Source organism: Nonomuraea sp. NPDC050556, from assembly GCF_044457355.1.
Classification (GTDB): Bacteria; Actinomycetota; Actinomycetes; order Streptosporangiales; family Streptosporangiaceae; genus Nonomuraea.
The window spans coordinates 548,792-566,537 of record NZ_JBITGU010000004.1; the positions used below are offsets into that span (position 1 = coordinate 548,792).

Sequence of the window (17,746 nt, forward strand, 5' to 3'; positions counted from 1 at the left end):
TGCCTCTTTCTGTGGGGGGTTCAGCCCTTGAGGGGCCGACACTTGGGGGCCTTTGGGCCACCCCTTTAGGGACCAGCCCTTGAGCGGGGCCCTGGGGGCCTTTGGGGCCCTTAGGACCAGCCCTTGAGCGGGGCCTTTGGGGACCTTTTGGGCCTTTGGGGGCAGCCCTCGAGTGGGGCCCTAGGGGCCTTTGGGAGCCTTTGAGACCAGCCCTTGAGCGGGGCCTTTGGGGCCAGCCCTTTAGGGGTTCAGCCCCTTTGTCGGAGAGTGCAGCCTTTCCTTGAGGTTTCATCCGGCCGCGTGGGTGAGGGTCTCCCAGGCGACGAAGAGCACGTTGGTGCCCGCCGGACGGTTGCGCTCGGTGAGCGCCTGCGTGTTGGTCATGCCGTAACCCATGCGGTTGTGCAGGGCGTTGAAGCCGACCTCAGTGACCGGCCCCAGACCGCGATTGACGCTGCCCCCACACAGCCAGGACGGCGGCGCCGTACCGAGCTCGTATTTGGCCTGGAAGCCCAACGCGTGCCGCAGACGGTCAGCCACCTCGGGATAGAGATCCTGACCCTGAATCCGCGCGGTCTCAGCGAAATGGGAGATAGCCGACAATCCATAGCCGGTGTGCACGAAGTCCCGACAGGTCTCCTGCGTGAGCCCGTCGACAAAGGTCGTCTGCCCCTGCCAGTAGCCGATGATCTTCGCACGCGTATCCAGACCGCTACCCGGCGCCGTCCTGGGCAGCGCGCCGTCGGTGGCGAGATAGATGTAGGCAGGCACCCGAGTGCGGAACTTGGCGACCGCCCTGTCATAGACGTCGCGGTCCTCAAGAAAGACCGAGATACCGAGCGCGGCCTCCATCATGGACAACTCCCAGTTGCCGTTGCTGTGCGACCCGTTGATCACCTCAGGGAGGTAGACGTTGCGCAGCATGGCGGCAAACCGATTGACCCGATCCTGCGGCCAACCGGTGTAGGTGTACCGGATGATCTCCGCGGCCCGCGGCCAGGACGACCCCGCCCAGCCGGTCTGCAGCGGGGCGTTGCTGTTGGTGTGGTCCTGGATGACACCGGACCAGGCGTCCATGAGCTGGATCGCCTTCTGGGCGTAACGGGCATCTTGGGTGACGTACCAGGCCAGCGCCTGGGTGTAGGCGGCCAGCGCGTCCTGACGCTCGTCGGTGCAACCGTTGTTGGGGTTGGAGTAGGGACCGCACTCAACGACGGCCCGGGGCTTGGGCGCCCGCCCGAGCGAGGCGAGAGAGTTCGCCATCATCTGGTCATAGGCACCTTTCCAGGGCTGCTCGCCCGCCCTGACCTTGGTGCGGATGAGGTCGAGCTGCGAGCGCCCCAGAAGGACGCCTGGGTGGGTGAACGTGGGCGGGGCGGCGCGTGCGGGGAGCGGGGTCAGCCAGGCGGCTAAGAGCGCGGCGAGAGTGACGAGAATCTTCATGACTGCCCTTCGGCCACATATGTGGACAGGTGCCGTCAACATGGACCGGCGACCGTGACCTTACGGTGACCTTGGAAGAGCGTCAAGACTTATTTTAAGGTTTGTTTCCTAAGAGTTCCCGCCACATGCCACCTCGCGGCGTCCATCGGCCCGTCGGCGAGCAGCGGCTCGCCCGTCGCGGACTTCTGTATTTGGCGGGCCTCGTCCTGGCCCGTCGCGGACTTCATCATTTGGCGGGCCACGTCATGGCCCGTCGGGCGAGCAGCGGCTTGCCCGCCGCAGACTTCTTTGTCTGGCGGGCCTCGTCATGGCCCGCCGTTCCGGCGCCGCCGCACCCCTCCGGCCGTTCATCCAAGCGTTCCTAGGCGCACCACCGTGGCTCGCAGTCACTCGTCCTCCACAAGCCACCGGAACCAGGCGGGACCAGCGTCGCTGTCGACGTGCAGCAGAAACTCCGCGACAGTCCGTCCGCGTGGATCCACCAGGTCCAGCTCGGCATTCAGCAGGTCATAGAGCTGCTCCCACTCGGCGCCGAGATCGTCCGCCTCAAGCAGCGCCAGCTCCCTCGCGAACACCGCCGCCCACGGCACATAGCCGTCCTGAGCGACAAACCGGCCGAGCAGCCACGGAAAGTCGGAGTCGTCAACGTGGATCTCCCCAACCAGCCGACCGGCCTCGCTCAGCCGCCAACACCCCATCGAGAGGTTCATGTCAGATGCGCAGTCGACCCGATCAGCTCCGGCTCGTCGATCGACTGCGGTGTCAGCCGCACTCCGGTCACCCGCTCAGCCAACGCGAGCGCCATGAGAATCGGATCGCCCCAATCCTCGTCCGGGTCAGTGTCCTCAACAGGCATGCCCAGCTCGACCATCTCCGCAAGCAGCCGATCCGGATCGCTGCCGGTACGAGCATCGGGCCCGTCAGTCTCGAACCAGGTCACCACCCGACCATCAGCGGCGTACACGAACTGCTGGTGAGCGTTGACGTTCAAGAACACCGCAGCGGTCACCGTACCCACCGACAGCCGTCTGGCCACGGCGTCCAACGTGCAGGCATAGCCGTTCGGCTCAACGAGGATGGTGCCACCCTCGACCGCAGCCGCCGTGATCCCACCCTCATCCGCGAAGTCCTCCACCTCAGCCTCCGGATCGGCGAAGATTCCGAGCCGGGCGAAGACCTCAGCCGGGGTGAGGCCGCGCACGAAGGTGGCACAGAACGCCATAGCCAGGCTCACATCGTGCTCGTCGAACCAGGCATAGTCGTCCGCAGTCACCATCAGGATGCTCCTCGTACATCGGGGGGTTGAGCCGAAGCAGAGCCTGCCAGACACGACCGACAGAACTGTCAGCCCCACCTCGTAGGGGTCATGACGTGCTCAGGGCACCTAACTCGCTGGCACCGAACCGAAGCTCATCTGTCATGTGAAGCGGTAGATGCCTGTCTCGCCCAGAGGGACTCTGACCAGGGCTGGTAGGGCAGAATCTGACGGATGTCCGCCACCTCCCCAAACGTCGTTCGTCTCTACATCGCCGGCCCGATGCTGCGGCTGTTCGCCTTCCTCCTCGACGTCATCGTCCTGCTCGCAGCGGATTGGTGTCTCGGGCTGGTGCTTCCGCAGGTGCCGGAGGTCGTGTCGCTGCTCATGGCCTTCTGCTACTTCTGGCTGCTGCACGCCTGGCGGGGGCAGTCGGTCGGCAAGTGGGTCGCCGGGATCCGCGTCGTCTCCCCGCAGACCGGCCACCCACCCACACTGGGCGCCGCCGCCGTACGTGCCGCGCTGTCGGAGGGGCTCCCGTTCGTCCCGGTCATCGGCTGGCTGCTGTTCCTGTTCGACGTCGCGCCGCTCACCGGGACACGCGACCGCCAGTGCGCCCACGACATGATCGCCCGCACAGTCGTGGTCACCGTCCCTGCCGAGGACAGCCGCATGACCCGCTTCCTCCCCCGCAAGGTTTCATGAGCGCGCCCCGATTCTGACCGGTTCACATGGTGTAGGCGCCGGTGGCGAGGGCGATGATGCCGACCAGGGTCATCAGCAGGGCCGAGCCGGGGTGCATGGTGATGGAGATGCGGATGTCCTTGTTCTTCCAGGCGAGCCAGACGCCGGGGTAGAGGAAGACGAGCTTGGACAGGACCGTCCAGGGGGCCCAGAAGTGGTAGACGGAGAACAGGGCGGTGTTGACGATGGGGGCCCATGTGCCGAGTTGGGGCAGGCGGGGCAGCAGGAAGCCGCGGAAGTAGTACTCCTCCAGCAGGGGCAGGGTGAAGCCGGTGAAGGGGGCGCAGATGAGCAGGGTGGTGAGCACGACCTCGTGGGGGTAGCCCAGGAGGTAGGTGGCGCCGTCGGGGCCTGCGCCCTGGTAGTTCACCCAGGTGAAGAACCAGTCGTAGACGAGGTTGTCCAGCGGGGTCAGCGCCAGGGAGACCACGGTCATCCAGACCAGGCAGGCGGCGCCGAGCCAGACGACCTTGCGCCGGGCCAGCGGTTTGTCGCGGTAATGCACGATCCCTTGCATGGTGTAGCGGCCGGTCTTCTTCTTACCCAGCCACAGCAGGAAGAGCTGGAGCGGGAAGAGCACGATGGCCAGGGCGATGGCCCAGGCCAGAAAGATCGGAAACTCCATCGCCCGGACCAGAGGAGCGGCCAGGAAGGCGTAGACGCCGACGATGGCCGCGCCGGGCACCAGGTGCAGGGCGATGGAGAACGGAACGGAGTGACGGTCGGCGAGCAGCTTGGCGACCAGGCCCTTGGGCTGCATGGCGGTATCCATGCCGAGAATGCTCGCCGTACGCCCCTACACGGACCTGACACCACCCTGACACGGCTCCCCGCCGCCGTAAAACGAAGAAACCCCAGCCCGCCACAGAGGCGAGCTGGGGTTTCTTACAGGTGCGCCGCCAGGGACTCGAACCCCGGACCCGCTGATTAAGAGTCAGCTGCTCTAACCAACTGAGCTAGCGGCGCGCGTGCAGAAAGGAATATACCGGCTCCCCCGCCCCAGGTCGAATCAGTACAACTGCTACCCTAGAACAACATTCTACAAAGCCTGGAGCGCCTATGTGGTTCCACTCCCCCGCCGACGTGAGCGAGCGGCTGGCCGCCGTCGACTACCTCTCCGACGACGCCATAGCCACCTCCGTCTTCCTGGCAGCCGCCCTCGAAAAGCCGCTGCTCACCGAAGGCCCGGCAGGCGTGGGCAAGACCCAGCTGGCCAAAGCGATCGCCCAGGCCACCGGCGCGAACCTGATCCGGCTCCAGTGCTACGAGGGGCTCGACGAGGCCAGGGCGCTGTATGAGTGGAACTACAAGAAGCAGCTTCTCAGGATCCAGGCCACCAGCGCCGACGATGACATCTTCAGCGAGGAGTTCCTGCTCGAGCGGCCGCTGCTCAAGGCGATCAGAAGCGCGGAGCCGACGGTCCTGCTGATCGACGAGACGGACAAGGCAGATGTCGAGGTTGAAGGGCTCCTGCTGGAGTTGCTGTCCGACTTTCAGGTGACCATTCCGGAGCTGGGCACCGTGCAGGCCACGCGCAAGCCGTACGTCGTGCTCACTTCCAACGCCACCCGCGAGCTGTCGGAGGCGCTCAAGCGGCGCTGCCTCTACCTGCACATCGAGTATCCGACCCCGGAGCGCGAGCGGGACATCGTGCTCAGCCAGGTCCCGGAGATCCGCGCCGACCTGGCCGAGCAGCTCGCCAGGACGGTCGCCACGCTGCGGTCGCTGGAGCTCAAGAAGGCGCCCAGTGTGGCAGAGAGCGTTGACTGGGCGCGTACGCTGCTCGCGCTCGGGAGAGACGATCTCGACGAGGAGACGGTGGGCCAGACGCTCGGGGTGGTGCTCAAGCACGCCTCCGACCAGACCAGGGCGCGCAAGGAGCTGGGGTTGTGAGCCTGGTCGACCGGCATGTCGGGTTCGTGCACGCGTTGCGCGGGGCCGGGTTGCCGGTGTCGCTGGCCGAGGGGCTGGACGCGGCGCGGGCGCTCAGCGTGATCGACCTGGCCGATCGCGAGTCCCTGCGCGCCGCTTACGCGGCGACGCTGGTCAAGAGGCCGAGCTACCGTCCGGGGTTCGACGTCCTGTTCGACCTGTGGTTTCCCCGCACGGTGACCGGAATACCGAAAAATCCGGAAAAAGCGAACGAAACCACACCCATCAACGAGCTCCGCGACCACCTCGCCAACCTGCTCCAGCAGAGCAGTGACGCGGAAATGCGGGAGTTCGCCCAGGCCATGGTGGAAAGGTTCGGCCGCCAGCCCGCGGGCCCAGGCCGCCAGAACTGGTTCTCCTACAGCGTCCTCCGCGCCCTCTCCCCGGAAACCCTGATCTCCAGACTCCTCAAGGGCAAGACCGGCCTGGAGGAGAAAACCGCGCGCAACAACGTCACCACCAACATCAAACGCTTCGAGGAAGCGGTGGCGGAAGACGTCAGAAGGCGGATCGCCGAGGACTCGGGCGTCGAGCGCATCGCCAAGTCGAGCGTCCGCCCGCCCCTCGACCAGCTCGACTTCCTCCGCGTCACCAAGGCCGACCTGGCCAGACTCCGCCGCGAGGTATATCCGCTGGCCCGCAGGCTGGCCGCCCGTCTCATCATCAAGCACAAACACGGCAGAAGAGGCAGGCTCGACTTCAGGAAGACCGTGCGCGCCTCCATCTCGACCGGCGGCGTCCCGATGGACCCCAGGTTCAAGCCGCCCAGGCCGCACAAGCCCGAGTTGGTCATCCTCTGCGACACCAGCGACTCGGTCTCGTCGTTCGCGCACTTCACGCTGCTGCTCACCTACGCGCTGCGCGAACAGTTCACCAAGGTCAGGGCGTTCGGCTTCGTCGACACCGTGGACGAGATCACCCGCTTCTTCGAGCCAGGCGCCGACGTCGTCGACGCACTGACCAGACTCGCCACAGAAGCTGATATGTCCCGCTTCGGGCGGACGAACTACGGCGCCGCCCTCGAGAAGTTCACCGAGCGGTACGGCGAAGCCATCGGCCCCAAAACGTCCCTCCTCATCCTGGGCGACGCCAGATCCAACTACCAGCCCCCAGCCCTGGACACGCTCAAACGCCTCACCAGCAAGGCCAGACACGCCTACTGGCTCAACCCGGAACCCAAGGCCCAATGGGACACAGGCGACTCCATCGCCACCCCCTACGCATCCGTCATCAAGATGTACGAATGCCGAAATATCGTCCAACTAACGGATTTCATAGAGGAGATCGCCTAGCCTGAATCCCCACTCGCAAGATCGGGAGGGCGTGTGGGCGGCAAGGTCCCCAATCCCAAGCAGGCCTGGCTGAAGCAGCTCAGAGCTGACTACCTGGCCCGGATGGGTTCCATCAAGGGCGCCCTCGACCAGGCCGCCAAGGACTTCGGCGGCAACGAGGTGATCTCAGGTCCCTGGCGCGACAAGGAGACCCCGGAGATCGTCGGCCGCAAGGGCCGCGTCAACCGCCTGGCGGACGCCGTACTCGAAGCCATCGACGCCGAGATCCGCGCCACCCCTGAAGAGGTCACCGAGGGCGAGGCCCAGATGTACCGCAGGCTCAGAAGCGGGCGGCTGGGATGAGCAGGCCGGACGACGGCGGTGGCGGCACCTTCAGCGGGATGAAGTGCGCCGAGTTCAGCAAGACCGTCAAGTCATTGCAGACCGGGGCGCAGACCCTCAAGGACACCAGGAACATCTTCTCCAAGCAGTTCGGCGACTGCGGGATCAGCACGGAGGCGCTCGACCAGCTCGCCACGATCGGCAACGAGGTCGACCAGTTCATCCCTGAGGCCAACCGCCGCCTCCAGCTCGGCCTGGCCATCCAGCGACGCAACGATCCCTGGCTGAAGTCGCCGGGAAACACCACGTTCGTCGCCGAGCCCCCGATGTCAATCGCCGACGCGCGCAAGCACGGCAAGGACCTCGCCGACCGCTTCAACAAGCTGAACCGCACCGACGGCAAGACCATGGACGAACTCCACAAGATCGCCCTGGAGCTGCAGGGCTACGCGGGCGACCCCGAGGTCGCCGCCGCCTTCTTCGCCGGGATCCAGCCGCCCAACCGGCTGACCTCGCTGCCCTCGGTCATGTACGCCAGTGGCGGTCGCAAGACGTCCCAGGAGGACCTCAAGATCATCTCAATGGCCCTGGGCGAGGCCATCAGCTCCGACCTCCCCGGCATGGACAAGATCAAGCAGTTGCTCACCACCCCGGGCATCCCGGTGACGAACTGGGACCGCCTGGCCCTGCTGCAGTACGGCAGGTTCCCCGCCGACTTCGTCAGGCAGGCCGCCCAGAACCTCGCGCTCACCGAGTTCGGCAAGAACCAGAACCAGGACTGGCGCGGCGGCAACTCCACGGCGCAGGCCTTCCCCGAGCTCTCCCCCGACAACGTCGCGCTGGCGCTCAACCTGCTCGGCAACAACCCGGAGGCCGCCCGCCAGACGATCGTCGACCCCGACCAGATCCTCGCGTACGTCAAGAAGAACGGGGACGTGGCTCCGTCGCTGGCCCGGTACATCGAGGGCGGCTCGGGGCTGGCCGGGGAGGAGCCTGGCAAGCACTCGCCGGAGGCGGTGAAGTTCGCCCTGTCCTGGATGATCGCGGCGGGCAGCAAGGACCTCAATCCGCGCGTGCGCGACGCCATGGCCAAGGTGGCGGGCTCCTACAAGGACCAGTGGCCCAGGCCGGACGGCGACAAGTTCGCCTTCGGCCCGCCCACCCCGCCCGACCTGGAGTTCGACGACGACTTCCCGTTCGACCCCAACGCCAGGCCCACGGCGAAGGACGAGGCGTCCTGGAGCGAGTGGCAGCGCAAGCTGCACGGCGGGCAGATCCTGCGCCCCGGCCTCGACGACGCCCTGGCCGCCTACAGCCGCTACACCGACGCCTCGGGCGCCCCGCTCGAGGTCGACTACGGTGAGGGCTACAAGGAGGACAAGAACATCAAGCTGACCGTCGACAACGAGATCATCAGCGCCCAGCAGTGGGCCGAGAAGATCTTCAAGCAGACGGGCATGACGGAGTTCCCGATGACCGGCCTGCCCTCCGCCGCCAAGAAGCTGAGCGGCACCGGCTACGCCACCGACACCGAGAACTGGCAGAAGACGCTGGGCAACTACCAGGTCTGGTCGAGCGCCGTCGTCACCGTCAAGGACGGCCAGGTGACGATGCGCATCACGGTCAACGCCGAGGACATGTACAACTTCAACCGGGACGACAAGGACATCGCGACCGGCGCCCCCGACAACGAGAACGGCCGGTTCTCCACGCTCGGCTGGGCCAAGCCGTTCAGGACGCACGGCTCGATCACCAAGACGCTGACCTGGCCGCTCGGACAGACCGCCGACCCCAAGGTGCCGGACGGCGGCGGATCGAACCGTGACAGAGGTGGGGAGGATCGCCCTGATGGCATCGGTGGTGATTAGAGCGCTCGTCCTGGCCGCCGCGTTGATGATCGGCGGCTGCGGGCAGGCGGCAGACCCAGGCACAACGACACAGGAGACGACCGTGCGCACCGACCCGGAACCCGTCACCAAGCGCTTCCCCGCGTTCGGCGACTTCACCACCGCCCGCTGGCTGAGCGGCCGGATCGGCGACGGCGACCTCGGCCCCTCCGACGTGTGGATGCAGGGCCTGGTCACGCTCACGCCCGAGGTCGCCAAGAAGGCCCGCGCCCAGTACACGTGGACTCCGGCCGACCCGCAGCCCGAGGTCAAGCCCCAGCTCACCGGGTCGATCCCGGCGACCGGCACCTGGCTGCTGAGCGAGAAGTACGGCGAAGCCGCCATCCCCGCCGGCTACAGCGGCGACATCTACCTGCGCGAGGGCACCGACCTGGTGCTCTTCGACGTCACGAGCTCTTAGCCAGCTCCCGCGCAGCCGTACGGGACAGGAGTTCGACCTGTTCCTGCGTCAGCACGCCCGGTTCCGCCACGCGGATCAGGCGGGCGATCAGGGACGGCTTGGCCAGGGTCAGGCCCTCGGCGACCACCATGCCGCCCCTGGGGAGCTGGCCGCAGTGCACGGCGAGCATCGGGCGGATCGTCACCCGCAGGCCCGTCTCGGCCGCCAGCAGCGCGGCGAACGCCGACGCCTGGGACACCAGGGGCTGGGCGGTGCTGGTGCCGTACTTCTCGCCGAAGAACAGCCGCCCGCCGTACGTCGCGATCTCGGTGTCGGGGCTCCACGACTCGTTGTCGACGATCCACAGCCCGCCTGGACCGATCACCAGGTGGTCGATGGACGCCTGGCCGCGGATGGCGCGGCCGTCGAGCACGCGGTAGCCGTACTTGCGCAGCGAACGGCGGAGCAGCCGTCCGGTGACCGCCTCGCCGCGCCTGCGCCCGCGCCAGACGGCCGTGGCGCGGAACGCGCGCCAGGACCACCACCAGTCGCCGGCGGCCACCAGGGCGGCCGCGGAGAGCGCGTAGGCGGCCGGCCACGGCAGGGAGAACTTGATCGCCAGCGCCAGCACGGCCGCGAAGGCGACGGCCGCCTTGAGCGCGCGCGCCCGCTGCCTGCTCCGAGCGTCCTCGTACCAGTACTTCTCGTAGTACCACTGGGGCGATGCCCCAGTGAACTTGTCGTCCCTCTGTACGTAAATGGATCCACCGGGCACGGCAAACCCCCCAAGACCACGGAAAATACTTGGATCTGCCACGCCGGAGATCCCTCGCCGCTCGGAAGATACCCTGACAACCCCCTCAACCCCCAGAAGGTGAGGGAAATAGCACCAATGAGACGCTCAACCGACCAGTCGGTATGCTGGGACCGTGAAGGAAGAACCGGTACGCCAGAGGCTGATCAGCGAGGCAACGCGACTCTTCGCAGAACAGGGTTTCGAAGGAACCTCGGTCCAGGAGATCGTCATCGCCGCCGGCGTCACCAAAGGCGCCATGTACCACTACTTCGACTCAAAGGATGACCTGCTGCACGAGATCTACGCCAGGGTCCTGCGCATGCAGATGGACCGTCTGACGCAGATCGCCGACGGGCCGGGCACCATCCCCGAGCGGCTGCACGCTGCCGCCGCCGACGTGGTGGAGACCACGGCGGAGAACCTCGACGACTCCAAGATCTTCTTCAGATCCATGCACCTGCTCGCGCCGGAGACGCAGAAGAGCGTGCGCGCCGAGCGCCGCCGCTACCACGAGCGCTTCCGCGCCCTGATCGCCGACGGGCAGCGCCAGGGCGACTTCCGCGACGAGATCCCCGCCGAGATCGTCGTCGACTTCTTCTTCGGCTCCGTGCACCACCTGGGCACGTGGTACCACGTCGACGGCCCGCTGTCGGGCGCCCAGGTGGGCAGGCAGTTCGCCGACCTCCTCCTACGGAGCCTCGACCCCGGCCAGTGAGGCCAGCGCCTCCCGGTGGTCGCCCGGAGTGCCGAGGGCGATCTCATCGGCTTTGGCACGCTTGAGATAGAGATGCACGGGGTGCTCCCAGGTCATCCCGATCCCGCCGTGCAGCTGCACGGCCTCCTCTGCGACATGGACGGCCACCGCCGCGTTCCAGGCCTGCGCGACGGCCGCGGACAGCTCGCCGGGGTCCGTGGCCGCGTTACGCGCGGCGGCGCGGGCCCGCACCACGTCCAGCCAGAGATCGGCCAGCCGGTGCTTGATCGCCTGGAACGAGCCGACCGGCCTGGCGAACTGGTACCGCTCCTTGACGTAGGCCAGCGTCGTCTCCAGGCACCACTCGGCCACCCCGAGCTGCTCCGAGGCGAGCAGTCCCGCCCCGAACACCAACGTCTCGCGCACGTCGTAGGGGCACAGCGCGGTGACCTCGGTATCGGCGAAGGTCACGGTGGAGACGGGCCTGGTCAGGTCGAGCGAGGGCACCACGTCGACCTGCGCCGTCTCGGCCGCGTACAGCTCGCCGTTCACCGGCACCAGCAGCACGTCGGCGACCTCTGCTCCGGCCACGCCCTTGACGACCCCGCTCAGCCTGCCGTTCTCGATCGTGACCGTCTCCCGCAACCTGTATCGTCGCAGGCTCCTCAACTGCGTATACGGCGAAGCCGCGAACGGCACCACGAGCGCGGCCGTCCGCTCCCCCGACGCCAGGGTGCCCAGGATCTCGGTGTCGCCCACCGCGAGCAGGGCGTGGGTGGCCAGCACCGAGCTGGTGAAGAACGGCACGGGCGCGACGGACCGCCCCAGCTCCTCCAGCACTACGGCGACCTCGCGCGCCGACGCCCCCGCGCCGCCGAGCGACTCGGGGACCAGCAGCCCGGCCACCCCGATCTCCCGCGAGAGCGTCTTCCACAGATCCAGGTCGTACGGCTCGCTCTCCACGCGCTTGAGCACGTCAGAGGGCTGGCACCGGTCGGCCAGCAGCCCGCGCACCGCGGAGCGCAGCTCCTCTTCGACCTCCGAGTACAGCAGCGTCATCGCGGCAGGTCCTTCCACGGCACGTCCTTGTCGACACGGGGTTCCGAGGGCAGGCCGAGCACCCGTTCCGCGATGATGTTGCGCAGGATCTCCGACGTGCCGCCCTCGATCGAGTTGCCCTTGGCGCGCAGGTACCTGTACCCGGCCTCGCGGCCGAAGAAGTCGACGCCGTCGGAGCGCTTGAACGTCCAGTCGTCGTACGACAGGTCGCGGCGCAGCTCCACGTCCAGCCCGGAGAGCGCCTGGTTGAGCTTGGCGAACGACAGCTTCATGCCCGACCCCTCGGGGCCCGGCTCCCCGGCGGCGAGCTGCTCGCGCAGCCGTACCCCTGAGAGCCTGGTCACCTCGGCCTCCACCCACAGGGACAGCAGGCGCTGGTGCAGGTCGTGGGTGCGCAGCTCGGGGTGGTCGCGCCAGGCGTCGAGGACGACGCCCATCATGCCGCCGCCCCGCCGTACGGGAGCGCCGCCGATGGCGACGCGCTCGTTCATCAGCGTGGTCTGGGCGACCCGCCAGCCGTCGCCGACCTCGCCGAGGCGCAGGTCGTCGCCGAGCCGTACGCCGGTCAGGAAGACCTCGTTGAACTCGGCCTCGCCGGTGATCTGGCGCAGCGGACGCACCTCGACGCCCGGGGCGTGCATGTCGCAGATGAAGTAGGTCATGCCGCGGTGTTTGGGCACGTCCGGGTCGGTTCTGGCGACGAGGATGGCCCAGCGGGCGTGGTGCGCGCCCGAGGTCCAGACCTTCTGGCCGTCGATGATCCACTCGTCGCCGTCCCTGACGGCTCTGGTGCCCAGGGTGGCCAGGTCGGATCCGGCGCCGGGCTCGCTGAAGAGCTGGCACCAGATCTCCTCGCCGGTCCAGAGCGGCCTGAGGAAACGTTCCTTCTGCTCCTGGGTGCCGAAGGCGAGGATGGTCGGGGCGGCCATGCCCAGGCCGATGCCCTGGACGCCGGTGTCGAGCTGGGGCGTTCCCGCGAGCTCTCGCTCGACCTCCTGCTGCGCCTCCCGTGACCAGCCAAGCCCGCCGAGGCCTTCGGGGAAGTGCACCCAGGCCAGGCCGGCGTCGAAGCGTGCGCGGAGGAATTCCAGCCGGTCAGTGGGAGCATTCGCCAGGAAATTTCGTACTACATCCACTTCTTCAGCTCCCTGTGTGCGAGTGACCTCTTGTGCACCTCGTCAGGGCCGTCGGCCAAGCGCAGCGAGCGCGCCCCCGCCCAGAGCGCGGCGAGCGGGAAGTCCTGGGACACGCCGCCCGCGCCGTGCGCCTGGATCGCCTTGTCCAGGATCCACTCCACGGTGATCGGAGTCGAGATCTTGATGGCCTGGATCTCGGCGTGCGCGCCCTTGTTGCCGACGGTGTCCATCAGCCAGGCGGTCTTGAGCACCAGGAGGCGCATCTGCTCGATCCTGATCCGCGACTCGGCGATCCAGTCCTGGACCACGCCCTGCTGGGCGATGGGCTTGCCGAACGCCTCCCGTTTCAGGGTTCTCCTACACATGAGCTCCACCGCGCGCTCTGCCATGCCGATCAGGCGCATGCAGTGGTGGATACGGCCGGGGCCGAGGCGGGCCTGGGCGATGGCGAAGCCGCCGCCGTCCTCGCCGATGAGGTTCTCCGCCGGGACCCGCACGTCCTCGAAGATCACCTCGGCGTGGCCGCCGTGGTCGGCGTCGGTGTAGCCGAACACGTGCATGCCGCGCTTGATCGTCATGCCCGGGGTGTCGCGCGGGACGAGGATCATGCTCTGCTGGCGGTGTTTGGGGGCGTCCGGGTTGGTCTTGCCCATGACGATGAAGATCTTGCAGTTGGGGTTCATCGCGCCGGAGATGAACCACTTGCGGCCGTTGATGACGTACTCGTTGCCGTCCTTGACGATCGCGGTGGCGATGTTGGTGGCGTCCGAGGAGGCGACGTCCGGCTCCGTCATCGCGAACGCGGACCGGATCTCGCCGTCGAGCAGCGGCTGCAGCCATTCCTTGCGCTGCCACTCGCTGCCGAACATGGCCAGCACTTCCATGTTGCCCGTGTCCGGGGCCGCGCAGTTGGTGGCCGTCGGAGCCAGGTTCGGTGACCGTCCCATGATCTCGGCCAGCGGCGCGTACTGCAGGTTGGTCAGCCCCGCGCCGTGCTCGCCCGGCAGGAACAGGTTCCACAGCCCGCGCTTGCGCGCCTCGTCCTTCAGGTCGGCCAGCAGCGGCGGCGAACTCCACCCGCTCTCGGCCGCCTGCTCGTGGAACGCGGCCTCGGCCGGGTAGACGCACTCGTCCATGAAGCGCAGCAGGCGCTCGCGCAGGTCCTCGGTGACGGTATCGAAGGCGAAGTCCATGCTGTGAGGCTACCGACCGGTCGGTATGGCTGTCGACAAGTGGTTTCCCGCAATCTCGCCAGTGTGGCCATAAGCCCAGCTCAGGACCGTCGTTAGGGTGGGCTCCATGACCGCGAAGATGCCGCCTGCCGCCGAGCTGGAGAACTCCGTCGTACGGCTGGAGCCGTTGACGATGGCCCACGTGCCCGACCTGTTCGCCGCCGGCGGGCGGGACGACGAGGTGTGGCGGTGGCTCCCCGTGCCCACGCCGCAGACCGAGGAGGACCTGGCCAAGGTGGCCGGCTACGTGCTCAAGGACCCGGGGCACGTGGCGCACGCGGTGATCCTCAGGTCGAGCGGCCGCGCGGTGGGGTGGACGACGTACATCGACTGCCCTGGGGCCGACCAGAGCCTGGAGATCGGGTGGACGTGGTACGGCAGGGCCGTGTGGCGGAGCGCGGTGAACACTTCGTGCAAGTTGCTGCTGATCGACCATGCGTTTGACACGTTGGGGTTCAACAGGGTGCAGCTGAAGACGGACATCAGAAACGAGCGCTCACAGAACGCCATCAGGCGGATCGGCGGCGTCTACGAGGGCACGCTGCGCAGGCAACGGCTGCGCCCGGACGGCACGTGGCGCGACACCGTGTACTTCGGCATCCTCGAAGAGGAATGGCCACCCCACCGCACCCACCTCCAGTCCACCCTGACGGGCTGAAGCCCCTCTGCACACACCCCTGACAGACCTCCAGCGCGAGCACCCTGTGCGACCCAGGCACCCTTCGCGACCCAGGCGCTTCGCGGCACGGGCGCCTCGCGGCCCAGGTACCCTTGCGGCGCAAGCACCCTTCGCGGCGCGGGCGCCCCTTGCGGCGCAAGCACCCTTCGCGACCCAGGCGGCTCACGGCGCGGGCGCCTTTTGCGGCCCCGGCACCCTTTGCGACGCGGGGCGTCTCAAGACCCCTGGCCGTGAGAACCACCTCGTCACCCGCCTTGCACAGCGCCGCCCCGATGGGCAACCAGCACGCCCCTTCCCTGCGGACGCCCCACCGCCAGCACCCCAAGGCCGCCCGGCAATACGTCGAGCCCCTGACTAGGTGAGGCGTCGCGCGAGATGAAGGACCACTTCTTCACCAGCCTGACTCTTACCGATCGCCTCGCACAGCGCCGCCCTGATCGGCAGCCAGTGCGGCCCCTCCCCCGACGGCATGAGCGTGGCCGCGAACGGATGCCCGTCGATCGTCCCCTCCACCTTCACAGCCCGCCGAGTCCCCAGCAGCTCAGCCGACCCAGGCACAGTCACAAAGGTGGCAAACGCCCCATCCTTCTCGATCGCCGCGGTAAACCCGTAATCCAGCGCGCCCATCACCCCACCCCGCCGTCAAGCGCCACACCCTCACGCAAGACCGCACGCAGGACGGGAGCGAAGGCACCAGGATCGTCGACGAAGCCGATATGTCCACCAGGGAACATCGTGGGCTCGACCCCGAGCTCGGCGGCGAGCGCCCTGGACGCGCGGTCGCAGAGCTGCTCCGCCGAGTCCGAACCGATGCCGACCACAAAGCGAACCCCAGACGAACGCAGAGCGGCCAGGTCAGGCTGCCAGCGAATGGTCGCACTCATCTCATGGGCGAACCATCGACGCTCGTCGACGACCTGCTGCGGATCCCGCTCACCTCCGAACATCATCTCCAGCACACCGTCGGGGAAGTGGATGTTGGCCTGCGCCATGAACTTCGCCCAGGCCCCCACGACGTCTCCGGCCAGATAGGTGGCGATCTGGTCATCCGTCCCGGCCTGCAGCTTGTCACGGTCCTCCAGCAACTCCACCAAGGGCGGCTCATGAGCGATGACCGTGTGAACCTGCTCCGGATGGGCCTGCGCAAAAGCCAGCGCGGTGACAGCACCCCCACTGGACCCCAGCACCACAGCCGGACCGGCGTCCAGGTGGGCCAGAATCCTGGAGAGATCATCGGCACGCACGGGCGGCGTCGAGTCCTGGTCCGGATCGTCGACCGGGCTGCGGTTGATGCCACGCGGGTCGGTGGTGAGCACGGTGTAGCCGTCGGCCAGCAGCTCGGCGAGGGGCGCGAAGGATTCCGCATGCATCGGCGCACCGACAAGGGCCACCAGCGGCCCCTGACCGCGCACCTCGTAGTGCAGCCGCGCACCGGGAACATCAAGAGTTGCCACGATGAAGCCTCCTCGAAACTAGAGAACTGGACGGTACAGTACCCACTCCAGTACTGAACCGTCTAGTACATCTAAGCCACCTCACCCCGCCCCACCAGAGGACCCGGAACCCCTGAGTCCGCCCAACCAACCAGCACCCACGGACGGCCCAGCCGTACAACCCACTCGGCAGTACTGGACTGTCAAGTGGAGAGGCGCCGCTCGCCTCGCCGGTAGTACTGGACGGTCCAGTACGCTTGCGTTATGGAAGCTGCACATGAGGATGGCGGGCGTACGGCACGGAAGCGGCGTGCGATCATCGATGCCGCCCGGACGCTGTTCCTCCAGCACGGATACGCGGGCACCAGCATGGATGACATCGCCGCGCTGGCCGCCGTGTCCAAGCAGACGGTCTACAAGCACTTCGCCGACAAGCAGCGCCTGTTCACCGAGCTCATCACCTTTGACATCGCGCAGGTAAAAGGGTCGTCGCACCCGCTCGTGACCGAGATGCCGTACACCGAGGACCTGGAGCGGGATCTGCGCATATACGCGCGCCGCCACCTCGCCGACGTGATGCAGGCGCCGCTGCTGCAGATGCGCCGCATCCTCATCGGCGAGGCGGACCGCTTTCCGGAGCTTGCGCGGGCCTGGTACGCGAGCGGGCCGGAGCGCGGGTTCGCCATCTTCGCCGGCTGGTTCGAGGCGTTGGATCGGCGGGGGCTACTGCGGGTGGCCGACCCGATGCTGGCTGCTCAGCACTTCAACTGGCTGGTGCTGTCGATCCCGCTGAACAAGGCGATGGCGTATCCCATCAAGGAGTCGCTGCTCAGCGAGCGTGAGCTGGAGTTCTACGCCGACGAGGCAGTCCGCGTCTTTCTGGCGGCTTACGGAGCCTGACGCAAGCCTGGCTTTCGGAGCCTGGCACGAGCCCGGCTTACGGAGCCTGACGCAAACCCGCCCTACACACCTCCGCGCAAGTGGTGCACGCGCCCCGCGCAGGTGATGCACGCCGCTCCAGAGGGGCCGAGGGTGCCGCTGAGGGGCCATGCAGGCTTTGCGTGGGCGTCTCTCAGAGCCCGACCTCTGCCCGTTGCCAGGTCGCGCCCCGATTGCGAGCGGCGCTCGACGCATGGGCGGCGCACGGTCCTCGGCGCGTGGGCGGCGCGCGGCGCCCCCAAGTGTGCGGCGTGCGGTCCTCGGCGCGGGGCGGCGAGCAACGCCCCCAAGGGTGCGGGGGGTGGGCGGCGCGCGGCGCCCCCAAGTGCGCGGCGTGCAGCGCCCCCAGTGTGCGGGGGTGGGTGGTGCGGGGGTGGGCGGGGGGGTGGCGCCCCCAAAGGGTGTGGTGGGTGGGCGGTGCGTGGTGGGCGGTGCGTGGTGGGCGGTGCGTGGTGGGCGGTGCGTGGTGGGCGGTGCGTGGTGGGCGGTGCGTGGTGGGCGGTGC

19 protein-coding genes and 1 tRNA gene are annotated in these 17,746 nt (G+C 67.7%); 9 read left to right on the forward strand and 11 right to left on the reverse strand.

From position 1 onward, the window contains the following. Positions 1-288: 288 nt before the first annotated feature. The 3 genes from ACIBG8_RS39635 to ACIBG8_RS39645 form a co-directional block, all read right to left on the reverse strand. Positions 289-1,443 carry an alginate lyase family protein gene (locus tag ACIBG8_RS39635; protein WP_397348360.1) on the reverse strand — a complete coding sequence of 385 codons (1,155 nt, stop codon included), beginning with the start codon at positions 1,441-1,443 and terminating at the stop codon, positions 289-291. A 386-nt stretch (positions 1,444-1,829) separates the two neighbouring features. Continuing rightward, positions 1,830-2,153 carry a hypothetical protein gene (locus ACIBG8_RS39640; RefSeq protein ID WP_397348361.1) on the reverse strand — a complete coding sequence of 108 codons (324 nt, stop codon included), beginning with the start codon at positions 2,151-2,153 and terminating at the stop codon, positions 1,830-1,832. Further along, positions 2,150-2,719 carry a DUF6461 domain-containing protein gene (locus ACIBG8_RS39645; RefSeq protein ID WP_397348362.1) on the reverse strand — a complete coding sequence of 190 codons (570 nt, stop codon included), beginning with the start codon at positions 2,717-2,719 and terminating at the stop codon, positions 2,150-2,152. The genes ACIBG8_RS39640 and ACIBG8_RS39645 overlap by 4 nt, the downstream gene beginning before the upstream one ends. A gap of 213 nt (positions 2,720-2,932) precedes the next feature. Between ACIBG8_RS39645 and ACIBG8_RS39650 the strand changes: the two genes are divergently transcribed. Then, the gene (locus ACIBG8_RS39650) at positions 2,933-3,403 is read left to right on the forward strand and encodes an RDD family protein (RefSeq protein ID WP_397348363.1); all 471 of its coding nucleotides are present in this window, start codon (positions 2,933-2,935) and stop codon (positions 3,401-3,403) included. A gap of 22 nt (positions 3,404-3,425) precedes the next feature. On the opposite strand, the gene ACIBG8_RS39655 is transcribed toward ACIBG8_RS39650, so the two are convergent. Together ACIBG8_RS39655 and ACIBG8_RS39660 are read right to left on the reverse strand one after the other, a co-directional pair. Then, positions 3,426-4,214: a type II CAAX prenyl endopeptidase Rce1 family protein gene (locus tag ACIBG8_RS39655; RefSeq protein ID WP_397348364.1), complete on the reverse strand. Its 789-nt coding sequence runs from the start codon at positions 4,212-4,214 to the stop codon at positions 3,426-3,428. Positions 4,215-4,334: 120 nt separating this feature from the next. Continuing rightward, positions 4,335-4,408: transfer RNA gene (locus tag ACIBG8_RS39660), tRNA-Lys, on the reverse strand. A gap of 93 nt (positions 4,409-4,501) precedes the next feature. On the opposite strand from ACIBG8_RS39660, the gene ACIBG8_RS39665 reads away from it, so the two are divergent. The 5 genes from ACIBG8_RS39665 to ACIBG8_RS39685 are packed head-to-tail and all read left to right on the forward strand — an operon-like array spanning position 4,502 to position 9,294. Then, complete coding sequence (locus ACIBG8_RS39665) at positions 4,502-5,335, forward strand: AAA family ATPase (RefSeq protein ID WP_397348365.1); 834 nt, start codon at positions 4,502-4,504, stop codon at positions 5,333-5,335. Continuing rightward, positions 5,332-6,666 (forward strand): VWA domain-containing protein, encoded by a 1,335-nt coding sequence (locus ACIBG8_RS39670; RefSeq protein WP_397348366.1) that lies wholly within the window; start codon positions 5,332-5,334, stop codon positions 6,664-6,666. Before ACIBG8_RS39665 ends, ACIBG8_RS39670 begins: the two co-directional genes overlap by 4 nt. A gap of 33 nt (positions 6,667-6,699) precedes the next feature. Then, the gene (locus ACIBG8_RS39675) at positions 6,700-7,008 is read left to right on the forward strand and encodes a hypothetical protein (protein WP_397348367.1); all 309 of its coding nucleotides are present in this window, start codon (positions 6,700-6,702) and stop codon (positions 7,006-7,008) included. Beyond that, positions 7,005-8,855 (forward strand): hypothetical protein, encoded by a 1,851-nt coding sequence (locus ACIBG8_RS39680; RefSeq protein ID WP_397348368.1) that lies wholly within the window; start codon positions 7,005-7,007, stop codon positions 8,853-8,855. The genes ACIBG8_RS39675 and ACIBG8_RS39680 overlap by 4 nt, the downstream gene beginning before the upstream one ends. Next, positions 8,836-9,294 carry a hypothetical protein gene (locus ACIBG8_RS39685; protein WP_397348369.1) on the forward strand — a complete coding sequence of 153 codons (459 nt, stop codon included), beginning with the start codon at positions 8,836-8,838 and terminating at the stop codon, positions 9,292-9,294. The genes ACIBG8_RS39680 and ACIBG8_RS39685 overlap by 20 nt, the downstream gene beginning before the upstream one ends. Here ACIBG8_RS39685 and ACIBG8_RS39690 read toward each other — a convergent pair. Beyond that, positions 9,281-10,048, reverse strand: a complete 768-nt coding sequence (locus ACIBG8_RS39690) for a nuclease-related domain-containing protein (protein WP_397348370.1) — start codon at positions 10,046-10,048, stop codon at positions 9,281-9,283. The genes ACIBG8_RS39685 and ACIBG8_RS39690 overlap by 14 nt on opposite strands. 154 nt (positions 10,049-10,202) lie before the next feature. On the opposite strand from ACIBG8_RS39690, the gene ACIBG8_RS39695 reads away from it, so the two are divergent. Beyond that, positions 10,203-10,784 carry a TetR/AcrR family transcriptional regulator gene (locus ACIBG8_RS39695; RefSeq protein WP_397348371.1) on the forward strand — a complete coding sequence of 194 codons (582 nt, stop codon included), beginning with the start codon at positions 10,203-10,205 and terminating at the stop codon, positions 10,782-10,784. Here the strand turns inward: ACIBG8_RS39695 and ACIBG8_RS39700 are convergent. From ACIBG8_RS39700 to ACIBG8_RS39710, 3 genes are read right to left on the reverse strand one after another with little or no spacing between them, the layout of a single operon-like run. Continuing rightward, positions 10,758-11,822 carry an acyl-CoA dehydrogenase family protein gene (locus tag ACIBG8_RS39700; protein WP_397348372.1) on the reverse strand — a complete coding sequence of 355 codons (1,065 nt, stop codon included), beginning with the start codon at positions 11,820-11,822 and terminating at the stop codon, positions 10,758-10,760. The genes ACIBG8_RS39695 and ACIBG8_RS39700 overlap by 27 nt on opposite strands. Further along, positions 11,819-12,958: an acyl-CoA dehydrogenase family protein gene (locus tag ACIBG8_RS39705; protein ID WP_397348373.1), complete on the reverse strand. Its 1,140-nt coding sequence runs from the start codon at positions 12,956-12,958 to the stop codon at positions 11,819-11,821. The genes ACIBG8_RS39700 and ACIBG8_RS39705 overlap by 4 nt, the downstream gene beginning before the upstream one ends. Further along, complete coding sequence (locus tag ACIBG8_RS39710; protein WP_397348374.1) at positions 12,949-14,151, reverse strand: acyl-CoA dehydrogenase family protein; 1,203 nt, start codon at positions 14,149-14,151, stop codon at positions 12,949-12,951. The genes ACIBG8_RS39705 and ACIBG8_RS39710 overlap by 10 nt, the downstream gene beginning before the upstream one ends. A 106-nt stretch (positions 14,152-14,257) precedes the next feature. On the opposite strand from ACIBG8_RS39710, the gene ACIBG8_RS39715 reads away from it, so the two are divergent. After that, positions 14,258-14,848 carry a GNAT family N-acetyltransferase gene (locus tag ACIBG8_RS39715; RefSeq protein ID WP_397348375.1) on the forward strand — a complete coding sequence of 197 codons (591 nt, stop codon included), beginning with the start codon at positions 14,258-14,260 and terminating at the stop codon, positions 14,846-14,848. Positions 14,849-15,223: 375 nt separating this feature from the next. Here ACIBG8_RS39715 and ACIBG8_RS39720 read toward each other — a convergent pair whose 3' ends face one another. Next, positions 15,224-15,496, reverse strand: coding sequence for a DUF1905 domain-containing protein (locus tag ACIBG8_RS39720; RefSeq protein ID WP_397348376.1), 273 nt, complete (start codon positions 15,494-15,496; stop codon positions 15,224-15,226). Beyond that, entirely contained in the window at positions 15,496-16,323 is an 828-nt protein-coding gene (locus ACIBG8_RS39725) for an alpha/beta fold hydrolase (protein WP_397348377.1), read from the reverse strand. Before ACIBG8_RS39725 ends, ACIBG8_RS39720 begins: the two co-directional genes overlap by 1 nt. Positions 16,324-16,566: 243 nt before the next feature. Between ACIBG8_RS39725 and ACIBG8_RS39730 the strand changes: the two genes are divergently transcribed. Further along, a complete protein-coding gene (locus ACIBG8_RS39730) occupies positions 16,567-17,202 on the forward strand; it encodes a TetR/AcrR family transcriptional regulator (RefSeq protein WP_397348378.1) in 636 nt (211 codons plus the stop codon). The last annotated feature ends 544 nt before the right edge of the window (positions 17,203-17,746 follow it).